This is a genomic window from uncultured Allobosea sp., from assembly GCF_945956895.1.
GTDB lineage: Bacteria > Pseudomonadota > Alphaproteobacteria > Rhizobiales > Beijerinckiaceae > Allobosea.
In genome coordinates this window covers 1-17,471 of the sequence record NZ_CAMFJF010000059.1, presented here as the reverse complement: position 1 = coordinate 17,471, position 17,471 = coordinate 1, and the positions used below count along the sequence as shown (strand labels likewise).

Sequence of the window (17,471 nt, the reverse complement as noted above, 5' to 3'; positions counted from 1 at the left end):
TGCGTCAGGGACGAATTCGGGGTCGCTGGCCAGGTTCAGGGAGCGGACGACTTTGGCGAGCGTGCCGCGCGAGCGGATGATCTCGATCTCGTTCTCGACCTGCGTGAGGTCGGCGCGCCCGAGCGAGACCACGAGCTCGGAGCCGGGCTGGACTTCTTTGATATAGACCAGAAATTGCGTGGAAGCAGTGTAGGTCGCGCCCTTCAGCAGGGCAAAGGCTGCGCCTGCCGTCATCGATAGCGCAACGCAAATGCAAATCAGCTTCCAGCGACGGCGGAGCGTGAGAAATCCGAAAGTCGGCAAAGCCTGATGGTCAACGCGATAGTCCAGCATGGGAGCCCGATCCCTATCCACCGATCAAGCCATGCCCGCATCACGCATCGCCGTTCGGGAAACGAACTTCAGGGGGTATTTCGCCTCGAACCGAGGACTCTCAAGAATAGGCAAGCAGGGTGACGTTCACTGCAGCTTGGCGGACAGAACCTCCATGGCTTGCGTCGGAGGAGCATTGGACACTGCGAGTTCGACGCGCTCGGAATCCACGACCCGCGCCGCCCTCATCCAGACGAAAACGCGATTCCAGACCTCCCAGTTGATTTCTTCCATGATCAGGGCGTAGTCCTGCGGGCTGAGGTGACGCAGAAGCAGCTCCGCCACCATGCGCGCCCGGTCGCCGCCATTGTTTCGTTGCTCGCCGGGCGTCCCGTGCCGCTCGGGAACGAAGAACGCCGACGAGAAGCCTTCCTGCAGCGAATGGTCGTCGGCTTTCGCCTTTGCCATCGTCTTCACGCCGGAGGTCTGGGAATACAGGTCGCTGCGCGATACATGCTCGCCGTTCTCGATGCGCTTCAGGATGGTGTCGCGAACCGCAGGCGGTGTTTTCTTGGAGAGATAGACCCGCAGGGTCGAAGGAACCATCAAGGCGACGAGTTTCGTGTCGGTTTCTGCCTCGCGGGCAAGCTTCATCAGATCCTGGGCCGTCCTGATCTTGAATTCGCAGGATTTCTCGACCCATCTGACGAAGGCGCCATGCGGTGTCTTTTCTTTGACGCGGAGGAGCTCGCGGCCGATCTCGATGGCATGTTCGGTGGCTGCGCGCCGAAGGGTCCTGATTTTCTGCGCGGCTTCTTGCAGCTCTGCAGCAGTGAGTTGTGTTTCCGAGATTTTGGCGCTCACTGACACAGCGTAACCCCCAACTCGTCAAAGCAACGCCGTCCAGATTACGCGAGATTATCTATACGACGAAGCGAGCAAAGGGATTCCCGTCCGCACAAACGGAGTACCCCTTTTGAGCTACTCGCTCTTGCGAGGAAAGCTCGTCACGGGGGTGGCGGCAGCCGCGATAGGAGACGATGGGTGCTGCTTTAAACCGCGGCAGATTGCGGCGGGGCTGCGGAACCGCGGCGGCGCCGAATGCCCAGTTTGCTCATCCAGAGATAGATGATCGGCGTGGTGTAGAGCGTCAGGATCTGGCTGAGGATCAGCCCGCCGACGATGGTGATGCCGAGCGGGCGGCGAAGCTCCGCGCCGGGGCCGGTCGCGATCATCAGCGGAATGGCGCCGAGCATGGCCGAGAGCGTCGTCATCAGGATCGGCCGGAAACGCTCCAGGCAGGCCTCGAAGATCGCCTCGCGCGAGGGCATGGCGCGGTGGCGCTCGGCGCTGATGGCGAAATCGACCATCATGATGCCGTTCTTCTTGACGATGCCGATCAGCAGGATGATGCCGATGAAGGCGATGATGGTGAGGTCGGCGCCGGCGATCCGCAGCGCGATCAGCGCGCCGAGGCCGGCCGAAGGCAGGGTCGAGAGGATCGTCACCGGGTGGATCAGGCTCTCGTAGAGCACGCCGAGGATGATGTAGACGGCCAGGATCGCGACCAGGATCATCATGCCCTGGCTACCGGCCCCTTGTGTGAAGGCCTTGGCATCGCCCGCGAACTCGGCCCGCAGCGAAGCCGGCATGTGCAGGCCCTCGACCGCCGCGACGACGGCGTCGCTCGCCTCCTGCAGGCCGACGCCGGGCGCGAGGTCGTAGGTGATCGTCACGGCCGGGAACTGGCCCTGATGGTTGATGACGAGCGGGGCCGTGCCGCGCTCGACCTTGACGAGGCTGCGTAGCGGCACCTGCGCGCCGTTGCGGCCGGGCGCGTAGAGATCGAGGATGTCGTTGGGGTCGCGGCTGCGCGAGGGCGAGACTTCGAGCACGACGCGATACTGGTTGCGTGCGCCGTAGATCGTCGAGATCTGGCGCTGGCTGAAGGCGTCCGACAGGACGTTGTCGATATCCTGGATCTTGACGCCGAGCTGAGAAGCCTTGTTGCGGTCGATCACCACATCGGCCTGCAGGCCGCCTTGCTCGCGGTCGGTCGCGACATCGACGAGCTCGGGCAGGGTGCGCAGCTTCTCCAGCACCTTGGGTACCCATTCCTCCAACTCGGGCAGGTTGGGGTCCCAGAGCGTGAACTGGTATTGCGAGCGGCCCTGGCGCCCGCCGGCACGGACATCCTGCACCGGCGTCAGGAAAATGCGCAGGCCCGGTATCGAGGACAGGCGCCCGCGCAGTCGGTTGACCACCTGGGCCGAGCTGAGGCCGCGCTCCTCCAGCGGTTTCAGGCTGACGAAGAAGCGCCCGGTATTCACCGAGCCGCCGCCACCGATGGAGGAGGCGACGCCGAAGACGGCCGGATCGGCCGCGACGATGGCCGCGCCCCGCTGCTGGAGCTGCGCCATCGCCGGGAAGGAGATGTCGGTCGAGGCCTGGGTAAAGCCGATGATCAGGCCGGTATCGTCTTGCGGGAAATAGCCCTTCGGCGCGCTGCGGAACATCTGCACGGTCAGCGCCACCGTCGCGATCATCACGATCAGCATGAGCCAGCTATGCCGCAGCACCACTGTGAGCGTGCGGGCATAGAAGCCGGTCATCGCCGAGAGCACGCGCTCGACGACACGGTCGAAGCGGTTCTCCCGATGCGGGCCGGCCTTGAGGAAATGCGCGCAGATCATCGGCGTGACACTGAGCGAGACCGCCGTCGAGACCAGGATCGCGAAGGTCAGCGTCAGCGTGAACTCGCGGAAGAAGCGCCCGGCCACCCCATCCATGAAGAAGAGCGGGATGAAGGCCGCGATCAGCGACAGACTGATCGAGACCACGGTGAAGCCGATCTGGCCGGCGCCGAGCAGGGCGGCGCGCAGCGGCGAGATGCCCCGGGCGACGTTGCGCTCGATATTCTCGATCATGACGATGGCGTCGTCGACGACGAAGCCGACCGAGATCGTCACCGCCATCAGCGAAAGATTGTCGAGCGTGAAGCCGGCGACCCACATCGCGGCGAAGGTGCCGGCGATCGAGAGCGGCACGGTGACGCCCGCCGCGATGGTCAGGGTCGTGCGCCGCAGGAACAGGAAGACGACCAGCATCACCAGGGCGATGGAGATCAGCAGCGTATGCTGGATATCCGCGATCGAGGCCCGGATCGTCACCGTGCGGTCTGACATGATCGAGATCGACAAGCCGGCCGGCACCCAGCGCTGGATCTCGGGCAGCAGCGCCTTCACCCGGTCGACGGTGTCGATGACATTGGCGTCGGCCTGCTTGGTGATGGTGATGAGGATCGCCGGCTTGCCGTTGTACCAGCCGGCGGCGCGGCTGTTGCGCACGCCGCGCTCGACCGTCGCGACATCGGCGAGCCGGACCACCGTGCCCTTGGCCGAGCGCACGACGATGTTGCCGTAATCCTCGGGCTGGCGGATCTGGTTGTTGGCGGACAGGGTCTCGCTCAGCCGCTCGCCATCGAAGGAGCCGACCGCCGAGACGGTGTTGGCGTTGACGATGGCCGTACGGATCGAGTCGAGGCTCAGGCCCATGGCGGCGAGCTGGGCGGGGTCGACGCGCACGCGGATCGCCGGTTGCTCGGCGCCGGCGACGCTGACCTCGCCGACGCCTTCCACCTGGGCGATGCGCTGGGCGATGACGGTGTCGGCGGCGTCGTACATCGCGCTCGGCGTCATCGTGTCGGAGGTGAGCGCCAGGATCAGGATCGGCGCGGCGTTCGGGTTGGCCTTGCGGAATTGCGGCAGGGTCGGAAGGTCGCCGGGCAGGTCGGTCGCGGCGGCGTTGAGCGCCGCCTGGACATCGCGGGCGGCGCTGTCGGTGTTCCGCGTCAGGTCGAATTGCAGGACGATCGAGGTCGAGCCGAGCGAGCTCGTCGAGGTGATCTCGGTGACGCCGGGGATGGAGCCGAGCCGGCGCTCCAGCGGCGCAGCGACGCTGCCCGCCATGGTTGCCGGATCGGCTCCGGGCCGGCTGGCGAAGACGCGGATGGTCGGGAAGTCGACACTCGGCAAGCTCGCCACCGGCAGGAACATGTAGGCGACCATGCCGACGAGGAAGAGGCCGATCGCCATCAGCGTGGTGCCGACGGGGCGCAGGATGAAGGCGTCCGAGAGCCCCCGGACCGATTTCCAGCCTTTGTCCTCGCCCGCGGCGTCGCTCATTCGGCCGCCTCCGGATCGGGATAGGGCACGACGCCGTCGGGGCCGCCGCCGAGGCGCCGGCGGATCTTCTCGAGCGCGAGATAGATCACCGGCGTGGTGTAGAGCGTCAGCAACTGGCTGAGCAGCAGGCCGCCGACGATGGTGATGCCCAGCGGCTGACGCAATTCGCTACCGGTACCCGTCGCCAGCGCCAGCGGCAGCGCGCCGAGCAGGGCGGCGAGCGTCGTCATCATGATCGGGCGGAAGCGCAGCAGGCAGGCCTTGACGATGGCCTCCTCCGGCGAGAGGCGCTCGTGCCGTTCCGCCTCCAGCGCGAAGTCGATCATCATGATCGCGTTCTTCTTGACGATGCCCATCAGCAGGATGATGCCGATCAGCGCCACGATCGAGAGCTCGCGGCCGGTCAGGACCAAGGCGAGGAGGGCGCCTACGCCGGCGGAGGGCAGCGTCGTCAGGATCGTGAACGGGTGGACATAGCTTTCGTAGAGGATGCCGAGCACGAGATAGATCGTCACGATCGCCGCCAGGATCAGCCAGGGCTGGTTGGCGAGCGAGCGGTTGAACTCCGCCGCATCGGCGCTGAACGACCCGGTGATCGAGGCGGGCATGCCGATCTCGCGCTCGACCGCGGCGATCATCTTGACGGCATCGCCCAGCGCCTCGCCCGGCGCCAGATCGAAGGAGACGGTCGCGGCCGGGAACTGCTCCTGATGGGCGATGGAGAGCGGCGCGGTCTCGCGGATCAGGCGGGTGAAGGAGGAGAGCGGCACCTGCACGCTGTTCTGCGTCACCGTGGACGAGCCGGCGGCATTGGTCTGGCCCTGCGTGTTGGTATTGCCGGTGACGTAGAGCTTGGACAGCGCGCTGGGGTCGCGCAGATATTGCGGCGCCGCTTCCAGGATGACGCGATACTGGTTCGACTGCTCGTAGATCGTCGCGATCTGGCGCTGGCCGAAGGCGTCGTAGAGCGTGTCGTCGACGGCCTGGATGGAGATGCCGAGCCGTCCGGCCTTGGCCCGGTCGATCTCGACGCGGGCACGAAGCCCGCCATCCTGCGTCTCGTTGGCGACGTTGCGCACGATCGCTTCGCGCCGCAGCGCCTCCGAGAGCTTGCGTGCCCATTCCATCACCTGCGCCTGGTCGGCGCCGGTCAGGGTGTACTGGTATTGCGAGCGGCTGGCGCGGGTGGTGATCTGGATGTCCTGCACCGGCTGGACATAGGCGACGACGCCGGGCGTTGCGGCCGCGAGGGCACGCAGCCGTTCGGCGATCACGACGGCGTCGTCGTGCCGGTCGTCCTTGGGGCGCAGCGTCACCGTCATCCGGGCGGTGTTGAGGGTCGCGTTGGCCTGACCGATGCCGAGGACCGAGACCACGCCGGTGACGTCGCCGTCCTGCTCGAAGGCTTGCGCCACCTTCTCCTGTAGCCGCTTCATCTCGTTGAAGGAGACGTCCGGCGAGGATTCCAGCACGACATTGAGCAGGCCGGTATCCTGGCTCGGCAGGAAGCCCTTGGGGATGACGACATACATCCACACCGTCAGGACCAGCGTGGCGAAGGTCGCGAGCAGCACGAGCCCGCGCACCTTCAGCGCCCAGCCGAGCGTCACCTCGTAGAGCCGTGCCATCGCCGAGACCGGCCTCTCCGCCAGTCGCATCAGCGGGTTCTCGCGCTTGCCATCGTGGTGGCGCAGCATGCGGGCGCACATCATCGGCGTCAGCGTCAGCGACACCACGGCTGAGACCACGACCGCGATGGTCAGGGTCAGCGCGAACTCGCGGAACATCCGGCCGACGAGCCCTGTCATGAACAGCAGCGGGATGAAGACCGCGACCAGCGAGACCGTCAGCGAGATCACGGTGAAGCCGATCTCGCGGGCGCCGTCATAGGCGGCGCGCAGCGGCTTCTTGCCCTGCTCCATGTTGCGCACGATGTTCTCGATCATCACGATCGCATCGTCGACGACGAAGCCGGTGCCGATGGTCAGCGCCATCAGCGAGAGGTTGTCGAGGCTGAAGCCGGCGAGCCACATCACCGCGAAGGTCGCGATCAGCGAGAGCGGCAGGGCCACGCCGGCGATGATCGTGGCCCGCACCGCGCGCAGGAAGAGCAGCACGACCAGCACCACCAGCGCGCAGGCCAGCACCAGCGTGAACTGCACATCCGCGATCGAGGCGCGGATCGTCTCGGTGCGGTCGCTGACCACCTGCAATTCGACGCCGGCCGGCATGCCGCTCTTCAGGCGCGGGATTTCCTCCTTCACCCGCGCGACCGTGGTGACGATGTTGGCGCCGGGCTGGCGCATCACGTCGAGCACGACCGCCGTCTTGCCCTTGTACCAGGCGCCGACGCGGCTGTTCTCGAGGTCCTCCAACACAACCGCGACGTCACGCAGGAAGACCGGCGCGCCGCTGCGATAGGCGACGACGATGTCGCGATAGGCCGATGCGCTGCCGATCTGGTCGTTGGCGCTGATCGTATAGGCCTGATGGTTGCCGTCGAGCGCGCCCTTGGAGCCCGCGACATTGGCGGCGACGATGGCGGTGCGCAGGTCCTCCATGCCGAGCCCATAGGCGGCGAGCCGCGCGAGATCGGCCTGGATGCGGATCGCGGGCCTGACGCCGCCTTCGAGCGAGACATGGCCGACGCCGGAAACCTCGGAGAGGCGCGGCGAGAGCAGCGTGTCGGCAAGGTCGCTGAGCTGGCGTAGCGAGACCGTATCCGAGGTCAGCGCCAGCACCATGATGGGCGCGTCGGCCGGGTTGATCTTCGCATAGGTCGGCGGATAGGGCAGGGTGCGCGGTAGGGTCGAGCCCGCCGCGTTGATCGCCGATTGCACGTCCTGCGCCGCCGCGTCGATATCGCGGTCGAGATCGAATTGCAGCGTGATCTGGCTCAGTCCGAACGAGCTCTGCGAATACATCGTCGAGAGCGCCGGGATCTGGCCGAATTGCCGTTCCAGCGGCGCCGTCACCAGCGAGGCGATGGTCTCGGGGTTCGCGCCGGGGAGCTGCGTCGTGATCTGGATCGTCGGGAAATCGACCTGCGGCAACGCCGAGACCGGCAGGCGCAGATAGCCGAGGATGCCGCAGAGCAGCACCGCGACACCGAGCAGGGAGGTCGCGATGGGCCGGCTGATGAAAGGCGCGGACACGCTCATCGCGGCTGCCCCATCATGGCTGCGCTTGCGGTCTTTGTGCACCCGATCCGCCGGCAGGGGAACCCTGCCCGCCGGGGGCGGCACCTTCCGGAGAGGCTGCGCTGTTGCGGCGCGGCCTGTTCTGGCGCGCGCCATCCGTCCCGGCCGGCGCTCCGGCGGGAGCATCCTGCGCCGGGGTTGCGGAGCCTGTTCCCGGAGCGCTGGCGCCGCCTTGCTGATCGCGCCGCCGGCCCGGCCCCTGGCCGGGCTCGCGCGTGCCGCGACGGCCGGGCGTGGCGGCTGCGGGCGGCTGGGCGGCCTCCTCCGGCGTGGTGACGCGCACCTTCGCCTTGTCGGTCAATCGGGCGAAACCGGTGGTGACGAGCTTGGCTGGCGGCTCGATGCCGGCGGTGATCACGGCCGTCGTCTCGTCCTGCTGGCCGACGGTGACGGGGACCTGCCGCACGGTCTCGTCCTCGTTGACGGCGAAGACATAGGCGCCGTTCGGCCCGCGCTGGATCGCGGCCGTCGGCGCCACGACGACACGCCGGAGCACGTCGACGAAGACGCGGACGTTGACGAACTGGCCCGGCCAGAGCTGGAGCCGCTCGTTCGGAAAACGCGCCTTGACCTTGATCGTACCGGTGGTCTGGTCGACGACATTGTCGATGACCTCGACGACGCCCTTGTCGATGATCGTCGTGCCGTCGGAGTCGAGCGCATCGACTTCGACCGGGCCACGGGCCACCGCGGCGCTCACCGCTCGCAATTGCTGCTGCGGCAGGTTGAAGATCATGGCGATCGGCTTGAGCTGGGTGATGACGACGAGGCCGTTCGAGTCGGAGGTACGCACGATATTGCCCTGGTCGACCTGGCGGATGCCGAGCCGGCCGTCGATCGGCGCGCGGACCGTCGTGTAGTCGAGGATGGCCTTGGTGTTGTCGATCGCGCCCTGGTCGGCGCGGACCTGCGCCTCGAGCTGCGCCACCGTGGCGCGCTGGGTATCGGCCTGTTGGCGCGAGCCGTAATCGGTCTGGGCGAGCTTGGCATAGCGTTCCAGATCGGCGCGGGCATTGGCGAGCTGCGCTTCGTCCTGCGCCTTCTTGGCCATGGCCTGGTCGTATTGCGCCTGGTAGGTCGCCGGATCGATCTTGGCGAGGATGTCGCCTTTCCTGACATCCTGGCCGTCCTTGAAGGCGATCTCCAGCAGTCTGCCGTCGACCTGCGTGCGCACGGTCACGGTGTTCAGCGCCTGGATCGTGCCGACGGCATCGGCCGTGACGGGAACGTCGTCGCGGCGCGCCGCGGTCGCGATCACCGGGATTGGCCCCTCGCCGCCGCCGAAGCGCGCGCGCCGGCCGCCGTGGCCACCGCCTTGCTGGCCTCCGGCTGAGACGTTCTCTCCGCCGGACGGCAGCCAGCCGCCGTTATAGGTATGCCAGCCCCAGGCGGCTGCGCCGATCAGCACGAGAAGGATGAGAAGACGCTTCATTCCGCCGCCTCGGTCGCGACGATGGCGGCGCGGCGATCGGTCTCCGACCAGCCGCCGCCCAGCGCCTTGAACAGATCGACATAGGCCGTGAGCTTCTGGAGCTTGACCTGCGAGAGCTGATCCTGCGCCTGGAACAGGGTCTGCTGGGTGTTGAGCAGCGTCACGATGTCGATCGTACCCTCGCGGAGCCTCTGCTCGGTGATGGAATAGGCCCGCCGCGCGGAGGTAACCACTTCCGCCTGCAACCGTTCATGGCGGGTGTTCTCCTGGATCGCGATCAGCGCGTTCTCGACATCGGCAAAGGCGTTGACGATGGTCTTGCGATAGGTCGCGATCAATTCGTCGGCCGTGCCGCGTTCGAGCTCGACCTTGGCCCGAAGATTGCCGCCGTCGAGGATCGGCTGGACGAGACCGGCAGCCGCCGAGGCGAAGGCGGCATCGGGGCGCAGCAGGTTCTTCAGGAGTGCGCTTTCGAGCCCGCCCTGGCCGGTCAGCGTGATGTTGGGGTAGAGCGCCGCGCGGGCAGCGTAGAGCGTCGCTTCCTGCGCGGTCAGCTTGGCTTCAGCCTCGGCGATGTCCGGCCGGCGCTGCAGCAATTGCGAGGGCAGGCCGGCGCGGACGGCCGGCACGGCGATCGCGTTCAGGCTGCCGCCCTTGATCGTGATCGCGGCAGGCGTCTCGCCGACGAGCACGGCGAGCGTGACCTTGGCCTGGCGCAGCGAGAGTTCGAGCGCGGGCACGGAAGCTTTCTGCTGTGCCACCACGCTTTCCTGTTGTGCGATGTCGAGCTGGGTCGCGGTGCCCACCGAGAGCCGGGCCTGGATCACCTTGAGCGTGCGCTCGGCCACCGTGATGTTGTCACGGGCGATGTTCAGGCGGTCCTGCGCCGCCAGGACCTGGAAATAGGTGCTGGTGACGCTGGAGACGGCGGTCAGCGCAACCACGTCGCGGTCGAAGCGCGTCGCCTCGGCAGCAAGGCGCCCGGCATCGGCGGTCGCGCGGTTCTTGCCCCAGAAATCGAGCTGGTAGCTGGCGGAGAGCCCGAGGCTGAACGTGTTGCCGACGCTGTCGCTGAACGGTCCGCGCTTCGAGCCCAGCGTTCCCGGCCTCGAGCTGCGTGACGCATCCGCCGAGCCGCTCAGCGTCGGATAGAGCGCCGCGGCCGAGATGCGCGACTGCGCATCGGCCTGCCGGATGCGCGTCATGGCGATGGCGATGTCGAAATTCGCGCCGCTCGTCCGCTCGACCAGTCGGTTGAGCTCGCTCGACCGGAACAGGCGCGGCCAATCCGGCGAGACGGCGGGGGAAGCGCGGCGCTCGCCGGCGGCGAAGTTGCTCGTGATGGCGACCCCGAGCTCGGGGCGCTGGTCGGCCGGCAGGCAGGCGCCGAGGCCAAGGGCGATGGCGGTCGCGGAGGTAAGGCGGAAAAGCGAATGTCCGACTGGGTGCCCCGCAAGATCACGCCTATAGCCCGGCACCATCCCGCTCTTCTCCAGCCTCGATTCGAAGGACCGCGGAACACGGTGCAACAGAAGCCGCTTCTAGAGTGATCCGCGGGGGAGAGAAAGTGAATTTCTCTTCATGTTTGTGGCTGAAGCCTGCCTGGAGATTATCTTGTCACGCCATGAAGAAGGCGATGGCCATGCCGAGGCCGATCAGCGTGATGAAGATGCGCAGGGCCAGCATGTTGGTGATTCGCCGTGCCAGATGCGCTCCGATGAAACCGCCGACAGCACAGGACAGGCCGAGCACGATCGCGGAGCGCCACTCGATCAGCCCGGCGGCCGAATAGGTCGCCACCGAGACGGTCGAGAGGATGGCCGACATCAGGCTCTTCAGCCCGTTCATCTCGTGCAGGTTGGTGAGGCCGACGAAGCCGAAGGCGGCGAGCAGCATGATGCCGAGGCCGCCGTTGAAATAGCCGCCATAGATCGAGACGGCCAGCAACAGCATGAGCGCCGGCAGCCTCGGCAGGCCGCCGCCATGCCGCAGCATGTTGCGCACGAGGGCAGGGCCTGCGGCGAAGATCAGCGTCGCGGCGAGCAGCAGCCAGGGGATCAGCGCCGAGAACGTCTCTTTCGGGGTGACGAGAAGCAACAGCGCGCCCAGAAGCCCGCCGAGCGCCGCCATCGCGGCCGTCCAGCGCAGGCTGATCGGCCCGCTCGCCCGGATATCCCTGCGGAAGCCCCAGGCGCCGCCGATATAGCCAGGAAGCGCAGCGAGTGTCGCCGTGGCGTTCGCCATGATTGGCGGGACGCCGATCCAGACCAGCGCCGGAAAGGACAGGAAGGTGCCGCCTCCGGCAACGGAGTTCAGCGCTCCGGCCAGAAGGCCAGCGACGATGAGAACGATGTTCGATTCCATGAGACCCACCCGAATCGCGCCTAGATCGCCGAATTCGGGCAAGGTTGCAAATGAACGGAGACCGCAGCGCCTCGCGGCGCCATGCCGCCGCCGCGCTCAGTCCGCTCGTTCGAAATTGACGACATGCTTCAGGGGATCGGCGGATGTCAGCCTGACCCGGATCCTGTCGCCCGGCTTGCTGCCCTGTCCGCGCACCCGCGCGACCACGGGCAATTCGCAGAGCTGGATGCGCAGGCCGTGCTCGTCCGCATCGGTCACCACCGCCTCGAAGGCGGTTCCTTCGCTGCCCTGGAGCATCAGCGCCTCGGCCAGGCCGATCACGATCCGGTCGATCTGCCCGTCGCGCGCGTCGGCCTTCGCCATCACTGCGGGCAGTTGCTCGAAGGCGGCCGACACCTCCGGCGGCACCGGCTGGCCGTTCGCGACGGCAAGCGCAGCGCGCACCACATAGCGGTCGGCGAGACGGCGCAGCGGCGCGGTCGCATGCACATAGGTCGCGGCCATCGGCGCATGCCAGGGCACGGTGCCCTCGCGATAGGGAACATAGCTCGCGCCGCCGCTGGCCCTGCGCACCGCCAGCATGAAGGCCGCCTGGCCGCTGTCCGCTGGGTCGAGCGTCTTCTCGAACTGGACGAGCGGCTCCATCTCCGGCCATGTGAGCCCCAGCGCTCGCGCGGTCTGGCGCAGGCGCTGTACCGCCTGCTGGTCGGGTTCCGGCATCACCCGGAACAGGCCCGTATGGGCCGCCAGGAGCGCATCGGCGATCGCGACATTGCTGGCCAGCGACAAGGTGGCGTTCTGCGCCTCGGCGCGCAGCCGCGGGCGGAAGCTCAACTGATAGCGGCCGTCGCCGAGCGCATCGACCTCCTGCTCGGGCGGGTCGACGCGGGCCGCGCCGCGTCTGGCTTCGGCGGCCTCGATCCGGCGGGCCAGCTCGTCGAAATCGACAGGCAGGTCGGAAGCGCGGACGCTGTCATAGGCGAGCTTGGCGGTGCTGCGGATGATGACCCGCTCGGCGCCGTCGAGATGGACATGGCCGTCCCCATCGACCCGGGTCGTGAAGACCACGGCGGGCCGGATGACGCCGGGCAGCAGGCTCGCGGCTCCTTCGGCGAGGACAGGCGGATACAGCCCGGCCTTGCCGTCCGGGAGATAGAGCGTCGTGCCGCGCTGCCAGGCCTCCCGGTCGATCGCGTCGCCGTCCTCGACGAACCAGGCGACATCGGCGATGGCGTAATGCAGCAGGAGGTCGTTACCACTGCGCTCGATGGCGAAGGCCTGGTCGAGATCCCTGGACGTTGCCGGATCGAGCGTGACGAAAGATCGGCTCGTGCGGTCGACATGCGCGGTCGGCGCGCGCCGGGCCGCGCTGTCCGCCGCAGCCAGAACTGCGGGCGGAAACTGCTCGGGCACGTTGAATTGCCGGCGTATCGCCGCCAGCCCGCCGATCAGGGCATGGGTGGAATCGATAAGCGTCTTCATCTCGTGCCGCAGAACCTTCGCCAGTTGCTCGGCCCGCCGCGAGGGCGCCAGCGCGAAGGCTATAGTTGCAACCGTTTCGGCGATGCATGCAACGGCGGTGACCGGTCATGTCGCGCGACGCGCCGGGCTGAAGTACCAAACGCTCTTGGCGTGACCCGACAGATCAGCCCCGGGCCGCCGCCAGAGCCATCGATGCCGCGTGCCGCGTGTCGATCTGCTCCAGCAGGGCTGCGATCGCGCAGGGGATCGGCGAGATGACCGGGGTCGCATAACGTGCCTGCAGGGCGCCGGCCGCTTCGCCGAGCGGACCGCCGCCGATGATGACGGCCTCGGCGCCATCGGCCGCGATGCAGGCCTCGACCATCTCGCCCAGGGCGAGCGTCAAGGCGGCCTTGTCGCTGGACAGGGCAAGCGGGTCTCCCGCCGTGCAGCGGATTCCGGTCAATCGTTCCGTGAGGCCGAGCGCGGCCGCTCGCGCCGCGATGGCGTCGGCCAGCAGCGGCGTCGTCGTCGCGACGCCGAATGACCGTCCACCTTGCGCCGCCGCCCGCATCGAGGCCTCGCAAATGCCGGAGACGGGGATGTCGACCCGCCGCCGGAGATCGTCGAGCCCGGGATCGCCGAAGGCGCTGACGACGATGCCGGCGCAATCGGCGGCGTGCCGCGTGCCGATCTCGACGACCTCCGCGGCCGAGGCCTGCAGGGCCTCCTCCGTCACGATCATGGCCGGGCTGCGACTGGCCGTGACGACTGTCACGGCCAGCGCATCGTCCGCGGCCCGCTGCGCGATGGCTTGCATCATCGCGCTGGTCGCCTGCGAGCTGTTGGGATTGATCAACAGGATATGCCGGGTCACGCCCTCACTGCCTTCGCTGGTTCGGAAAGGGTTTCGGCCTGCGGGGCGCTGTCGGCCTCCGCCGGCTGGGTGATGTCTTCCATCGACCGGCCATAGGTCTCCGGCCCCATCTGGATGCAGATCACGAAGACCGCGTACATCGCCGCCGCCAGCGCAAAGACGCCGACCATGCCGTATTTGTCGAACAGCATGCCCGAGATCGTCGGGACGAAGGAGCCGGCGGCCGAGCCGGTAGCGAGGATGAAGGCCACGCCGAAGGCGCGGATGCGCGTCGGGAACAGCTCGGGCGCATAGATCCAGATCGAGGTGTTGAGCAGCAGCACGAAGAACTGGAAGACAGCGCCGAACAGCAGCACCATGTAGATATTGGTGCCGAGATAGGCGATCGAGACCGCGGCCACCGAGGCCAGGGCCGCGCCGGTGGTGAGCACCAGCTTCCGCGGCAGGTAATAGCCGAAGGTGGAGGCCGCGATCGCGCCGAGCACGCTGCCGCTCTGGATGATCATGCTGTAGAGCAGGCTGCCCTGCAGCGTGTAGCCCATCGAGACGAAGATCACCGGCATCAGGGTCAGCACGGACAACTGCGCGCCGTAGCTCATCAGGATCGCGATCGCGACCGGGATGATGCGGCCGATGAAGGGCTTGCGGAACAGCTCCGTCCAGTCGCTTTTCGCCACCGGCGGCAACTGCGCGAGATCGGCCGAGAGATAGGGCTGCACGGTCAGGTTGCGCGGACGCAGCGTGCCGGAAGCGAGCGTCGAGAGGACCTTGTTGGCCTCGTCGAAGCGGTTCCTGGATGCGAGGAAGCGCGGGGTCTCCGGCACGAAGCGCCGATAGAACACGGCGAGCAGGGCCGGCAGGGCAAGCGCCGCGAAGAGCCAGCGCCAGCTGTTCTCGCCCGGGAAGAGCGTGAAGATCAGCAGGCCGAAGGCCGGGGCGAGGAAGTTGCCGAAGCCGCCGGCGCCGACATTGACGAGGCCGGCCGCCGTGCCGCGGAACTTCGCCGAGCAGAATTCGGACAGCATCGTCACCGCGGTCGAGATCTCGCCGCCGACGCCGAAGCCGACGATGGCGCGGGCGATGCAGAGCGCGGTGAAGTTCGGCGCAAGCGCGCAGAGGGCGGAGCCGAGCGAGAACAGCAGCAGGTTGAGGGTCAGCATCACACGGCGGCCGTAGCGATCGCCGAGGATGCCCGACATCAACCGGCCGATGGCGGCGCTGGCGAAGGTGATGGTGTTGAGGAAGCCGATATCGGCGCCCGTCAGGCCCCAATGCTGCCGCAGCAACGGGCCCGAGACGCCGATGGTGTTCTGCTCGAAACTGTCGAAGAGACAGCCGATCAGGACCAGCGCCAGGATCTGCTTGTGGGCGCCCGTCACGCCGATTTTGTTGAGGGCGGAATCCAGTTGTCTGCTCACCGGCGTCGCCGCGCCGGATGCCTGCATGTTCTCCATAGCCATGATCGTTCCCCTGATCGTTCGTGACGTGATGGTGGGCGCAGGCCTCCCGCGATTTTTCGGCTGGTAAGAGGCTTGCGCGTCGCTGTTGCCCTGGAAGTGGTCGTCTCCGTCCTGTCGCTCCGGCTGCCGCTCGTCTCCTTCGAACGACTCTGGAACATTTGGTTCAGATGAAACTATCTGAAACTACAGTTTCAGGAAAGACCATAAATGCGCCTCCGCTGCCGCTTTCGGCGGCAGGCATGGCGAGCCGGTCAAACCGGGTGAAATCGTCGATCTGGAACCGTTTCCGCTTTGACTGAACCGTCATTGCGAGGAGCGCAGCGACGAAGCAATCCAGGGGGACTGGGTGGAACGCTTCAACCCAGTCCCCCTGGATTGCTTCGCGGAGCCTGTCCTTGGGCTTGCCGAAGGCAAGACCGGAGGGCTCGCAACGACGGCAATGTTGCAGTGAGATCGAAAGCTGCTCCAGCCGGCGTCAGAGTTCGTCGAGCGCGTCGTTCAGCGTCTCGATGTTGCGTAGCCGCGTGCGCCCCCTGGACCCGGCGATCTCGATGCAGCGCATGATCAGGAGATGGCAGAGCGCCATCACCGCCGTGTGGTTGAAGAGGGGGCCCGGCGCCAGGGTCTGGCAGCGGAAATGCCACTGGCTGCGCTTCTCGAAATCGGCGCTCTCGTCGGTCACGAACAGGAGGCGCGCTCCCGACTTGCCGATCTGGTCGAGCAGCGCTTCGGTCTGGGACACGCGCCGGCGCAGGCCGAAGAAGATCACGACATCGTCGGGCGAGAGGCTGACCAGATGCTCGCCGAAGGTCTGTCCGCCGCCCGGGATGGCGACGACGTTCTCGATGACCTGCGTCAATTGCCATTGCAGATAGGTCGCGAAGGTGAAGCTCGCCCGGAAGCCGATCACCCAGACCTTGCGCGCGGCGAGGATGGCTTCGGCCGCGCTGCTGATCTGGGTTTCGCCGATGGCGCGGAAGGTTTCCTCGAGATTGGCGATGCCCTGGGTGAGATTGGCCGCGATCGATTGCTCGCCCGTCGTATCCGTCGTGGTCAGGAACAGCCGGGACCCGCTCTGCCGCTCGAGCCTCGCATGGCGGCGCGCCTCCTCGTAGCTCTCATAGCCCAGCCGCTGGACGAAGCGGGAAACCGTCGCCTTCGAGACATGCGCCAGCGCCGCCAGCTCCTGTGCCGAATAGGTCGCGACCTCGCCGGGAAAATCGCAGACGAAGTCGCCAAGGCGCCGCTCGGCCGGCGTGAGATCGGGCAGGATGCCGCGGACGCGGCTGAGGAACGATTTTTCCTTGGAGTTCATCACGAAAGACGCAGGAATCGAGGGTGAGGCAGCCTCTTCCGTCAGGGCCGGCTTTGCAAGCCGATGGCGGCCGCTCTGCCTACCGCGCAAGGGCTGCCGCGAAGACCGATGCGATGCCTTCGAGCCTGCGTGCATAGTCTTCCGCGCTTGGCGGCGTGCCGAGCTTCGCGCCCGCAGCCGCAAAGAGCAGGCCGGCACTCCAATCCTCGGCGCTGGCCGAAAGGCGCGACAGGGTGACTTCACCCTGCTTCTCGGCTTGCTGGAGAAGCTCGCGGGCAAACCGCGTGAAAATCTGCTCGAACGCCTGCAGCTCACGCGTCGCGATCGTGTTCATCACTGCCTTCAGTTCGGCGAGATGCTCGCCGGTGCCGAAGCTGGCATAGGCCTGCCCGTGATGGGCCTGGAGCAGCGCGGCGAGCCGCTCCGGAAATGGCCCCTTGGCCGCGACCACCTCACGGCAACGTGCTTCGACCCGGCGCCCGAGCAGGTCCAGCATCGCCCGGAAGACATCGTCCTTGCCCTTGAAATGGAGATAGAGCGTCGCCTTGGCGAGCCCGGCCTCCCTGGCGATGTCGTCCATCGAGCTGCGCTTGTAGCCATAGCGGGCGAAAAGCCGCAGCGCCGCATCGGCGATCTGGTCGACGCGGGCGTTTGCCTCGTCGGCCGGGAGGGAGCCGGAACTTTCGCGTCTGTCCTGCATTGCGGCTCGGTCGTCTTGACAAAATCCAAACTGCGCGCGACCATCCTAATTAGACTCAAATCGTCTAAATAGTCCAGTCGCGCGACCCGGGGCTACGGATCCATCGCCCGTCATCTGATATGTCAGATCGGGCCATCGAGGGCGAGCCCTCGATCCGCACCATGGT

General features: G+C 67.0%; 12 protein-coding genes. All 12 read right to left on the bottom strand.

Annotation, left to right across the window (positions count from 1 at the left end):
* Nucleotides 1-333: Wzz/FepE/Etk N-terminal domain-containing protein (locus tag Q0Q02_RS19770; protein WP_293812005.1), on the bottom strand; the 333-nt coding region annotated here is incomplete at its 3' end.
* A 126-nt stretch (nt 334-459) separates the two neighbouring features.
* Nucleotides 460-1,176 carry a DUF3102 domain-containing protein gene (locus tag Q0Q02_RS19765; protein ID WP_293812003.1) on the bottom strand — a complete coding sequence of 239 codons (717 nt, stop codon included), beginning with the start codon at nt 1,174-1,176 and terminating at the stop codon, nt 460-462.
* A 188-nt stretch (nt 1,177-1,364) separates the two neighbouring features.
* Complete coding sequence (locus Q0Q02_RS19760) at nt 1,365-4,496, bottom strand: efflux RND transporter permease subunit (protein WP_293812001.1); 3,132 nt, start codon at nt 4,494-4,496, stop codon at nt 1,365-1,367.
* Nucleotides 4,493-7,657: an efflux RND transporter permease subunit gene (locus Q0Q02_RS19755; RefSeq protein ID WP_293811999.1), complete on the bottom strand. Its 3,165-nt coding sequence runs from the start codon at nt 7,655-7,657 to the stop codon at nt 4,493-4,495. The genes Q0Q02_RS19760 and Q0Q02_RS19755 overlap by 4 nt, the downstream gene beginning before the upstream one ends.
* Before the next feature lie 13 nt (nt 7,658-7,670).
* Nucleotides 7,671-9,128, bottom strand: a complete 1,458-nt coding sequence (locus Q0Q02_RS19750) for an efflux RND transporter periplasmic adaptor subunit (RefSeq protein WP_293811997.1) — start codon at nt 9,126-9,128, stop codon at nt 7,671-7,673.
* The gene (locus Q0Q02_RS19745) at nt 9,125-10,609 is read right to left on the bottom strand and encodes an efflux transporter outer membrane subunit (protein WP_293811981.1); all 1,485 of its coding nucleotides are present in this window, start codon (nt 10,607-10,609) and stop codon (nt 9,125-9,127) included. Before Q0Q02_RS19745 ends, Q0Q02_RS19750 begins: the two co-directional genes overlap by 4 nt.
* A 136-nt stretch (nt 10,610-10,745) precedes the next feature.
* The gene (locus tag Q0Q02_RS19740; protein ID WP_293811979.1) at nt 10,746-11,492 is read right to left on the bottom strand and encodes a sulfite exporter TauE/SafE family protein; all 747 of its coding nucleotides are present in this window, start codon (nt 11,490-11,492) and stop codon (nt 10,746-10,748) included.
* 96 nt (nt 11,493-11,588) lie between these two features.
* Entirely contained in the window at nt 11,589-12,974 is a 1,386-nt protein-coding gene (locus tag Q0Q02_RS19735) for an RNB domain-containing ribonuclease (RefSeq protein ID WP_293811978.1), read from the bottom strand.
* Between the two features lie 163 nt (nt 12,975-13,137).
* Nucleotides 13,138-13,830 (bottom strand): aspartate/glutamate racemase family protein, encoded by a 693-nt coding sequence (locus Q0Q02_RS19730; RefSeq protein WP_293811976.1) that lies wholly within the window; start codon nt 13,828-13,830, stop codon nt 13,138-13,140.
* A complete protein-coding gene (locus Q0Q02_RS19725) occupies nt 13,827-15,290 on the bottom strand; it encodes an MFS transporter (RefSeq protein ID WP_293811974.1) in 1,464 nt (487 codons plus the stop codon). Before Q0Q02_RS19725 ends, Q0Q02_RS19730 begins: the two co-directional genes overlap by 4 nt.
* Before the next feature lie 475 nt (nt 15,291-15,765).
* Complete coding sequence (locus tag Q0Q02_RS19720; RefSeq protein WP_293811972.1) at nt 15,766-16,605, bottom strand: MurR/RpiR family transcriptional regulator; 840 nt, start codon at nt 16,603-16,605, stop codon at nt 15,766-15,768.
* Nucleotides 16,606-16,684: 79 nt separating this feature from the next.
* Entirely contained in the window at nt 16,685-17,305 is a 621-nt protein-coding gene (locus Q0Q02_RS19715) for a TetR/AcrR family transcriptional regulator (protein ID WP_293811970.1), read from the bottom strand.
* Between the last annotated feature and the right edge of the window lie 166 nt (nt 17,306-17,471).

What these genes read in the sequence shown, in the direction of transcription:
- Q0Q02_RS19760 (WP_293812001.1), bottom strand. Translation starts at nt 4,496, where the DNA reads ATGAGCGACGCCGCGGGCGAGGACAAAGGCTGGAAATCGGTCCGGGGG.
- Q0Q02_RS19755 (WP_293811999.1), bottom strand. Translation starts at nt 7,657, where the DNA reads ATGAGCGTGTCCGCGCCTTTCATCAGCCGGCCCATCGCGACCTCCCTG.
- Q0Q02_RS19750 (WP_293811997.1), bottom strand. Translation starts at nt 9,128, where the DNA reads ATGAAGCGTCTTCTCATCCTTCTCGTGCTGATCGGCGCAGCCGCCTGG.
- Q0Q02_RS19745 (WP_293811981.1), bottom strand. Translation starts at nt 10,609, where the DNA reads ATGGTGCCGGGCTATAGGCGTGATCTTGCGGGGCACCCAGTCGGACAT.
- Q0Q02_RS19740 (WP_293811979.1), bottom strand. Translation starts at nt 11,492, where the DNA reads ATGGAATCGAACATCGTTCTCATCGTCGCTGGCCTTCTGGCCGGAGCG.
- Q0Q02_RS19735 (WP_293811978.1), bottom strand. Translation starts at nt 12,974, where the DNA reads ATGAAGACGCTTATCGATTCCACCCATGCCCTGATCGGCGGGCTGGCG.
- Q0Q02_RS19725 (WP_293811974.1), bottom strand. Translation starts at nt 15,290, where the DNA reads ATGGCTATGGAGAACATGCAGGCATCCGGCGCGGCGACGCCGGTGAGC.
- Q0Q02_RS19720 (WP_293811972.1), bottom strand. Translation starts at nt 16,605, where the DNA reads ATGAACTCCAAGGAAAAATCGTTCCTCAGCCGCGTCCGCGGCATCCTG.
- Q0Q02_RS19715 (WP_293811970.1), bottom strand. Translation starts at nt 17,305, where the DNA reads ATGCAGGACAGACGCGAAAGTTCCGGCTCCCTCCCGGCCGACGAGGCA.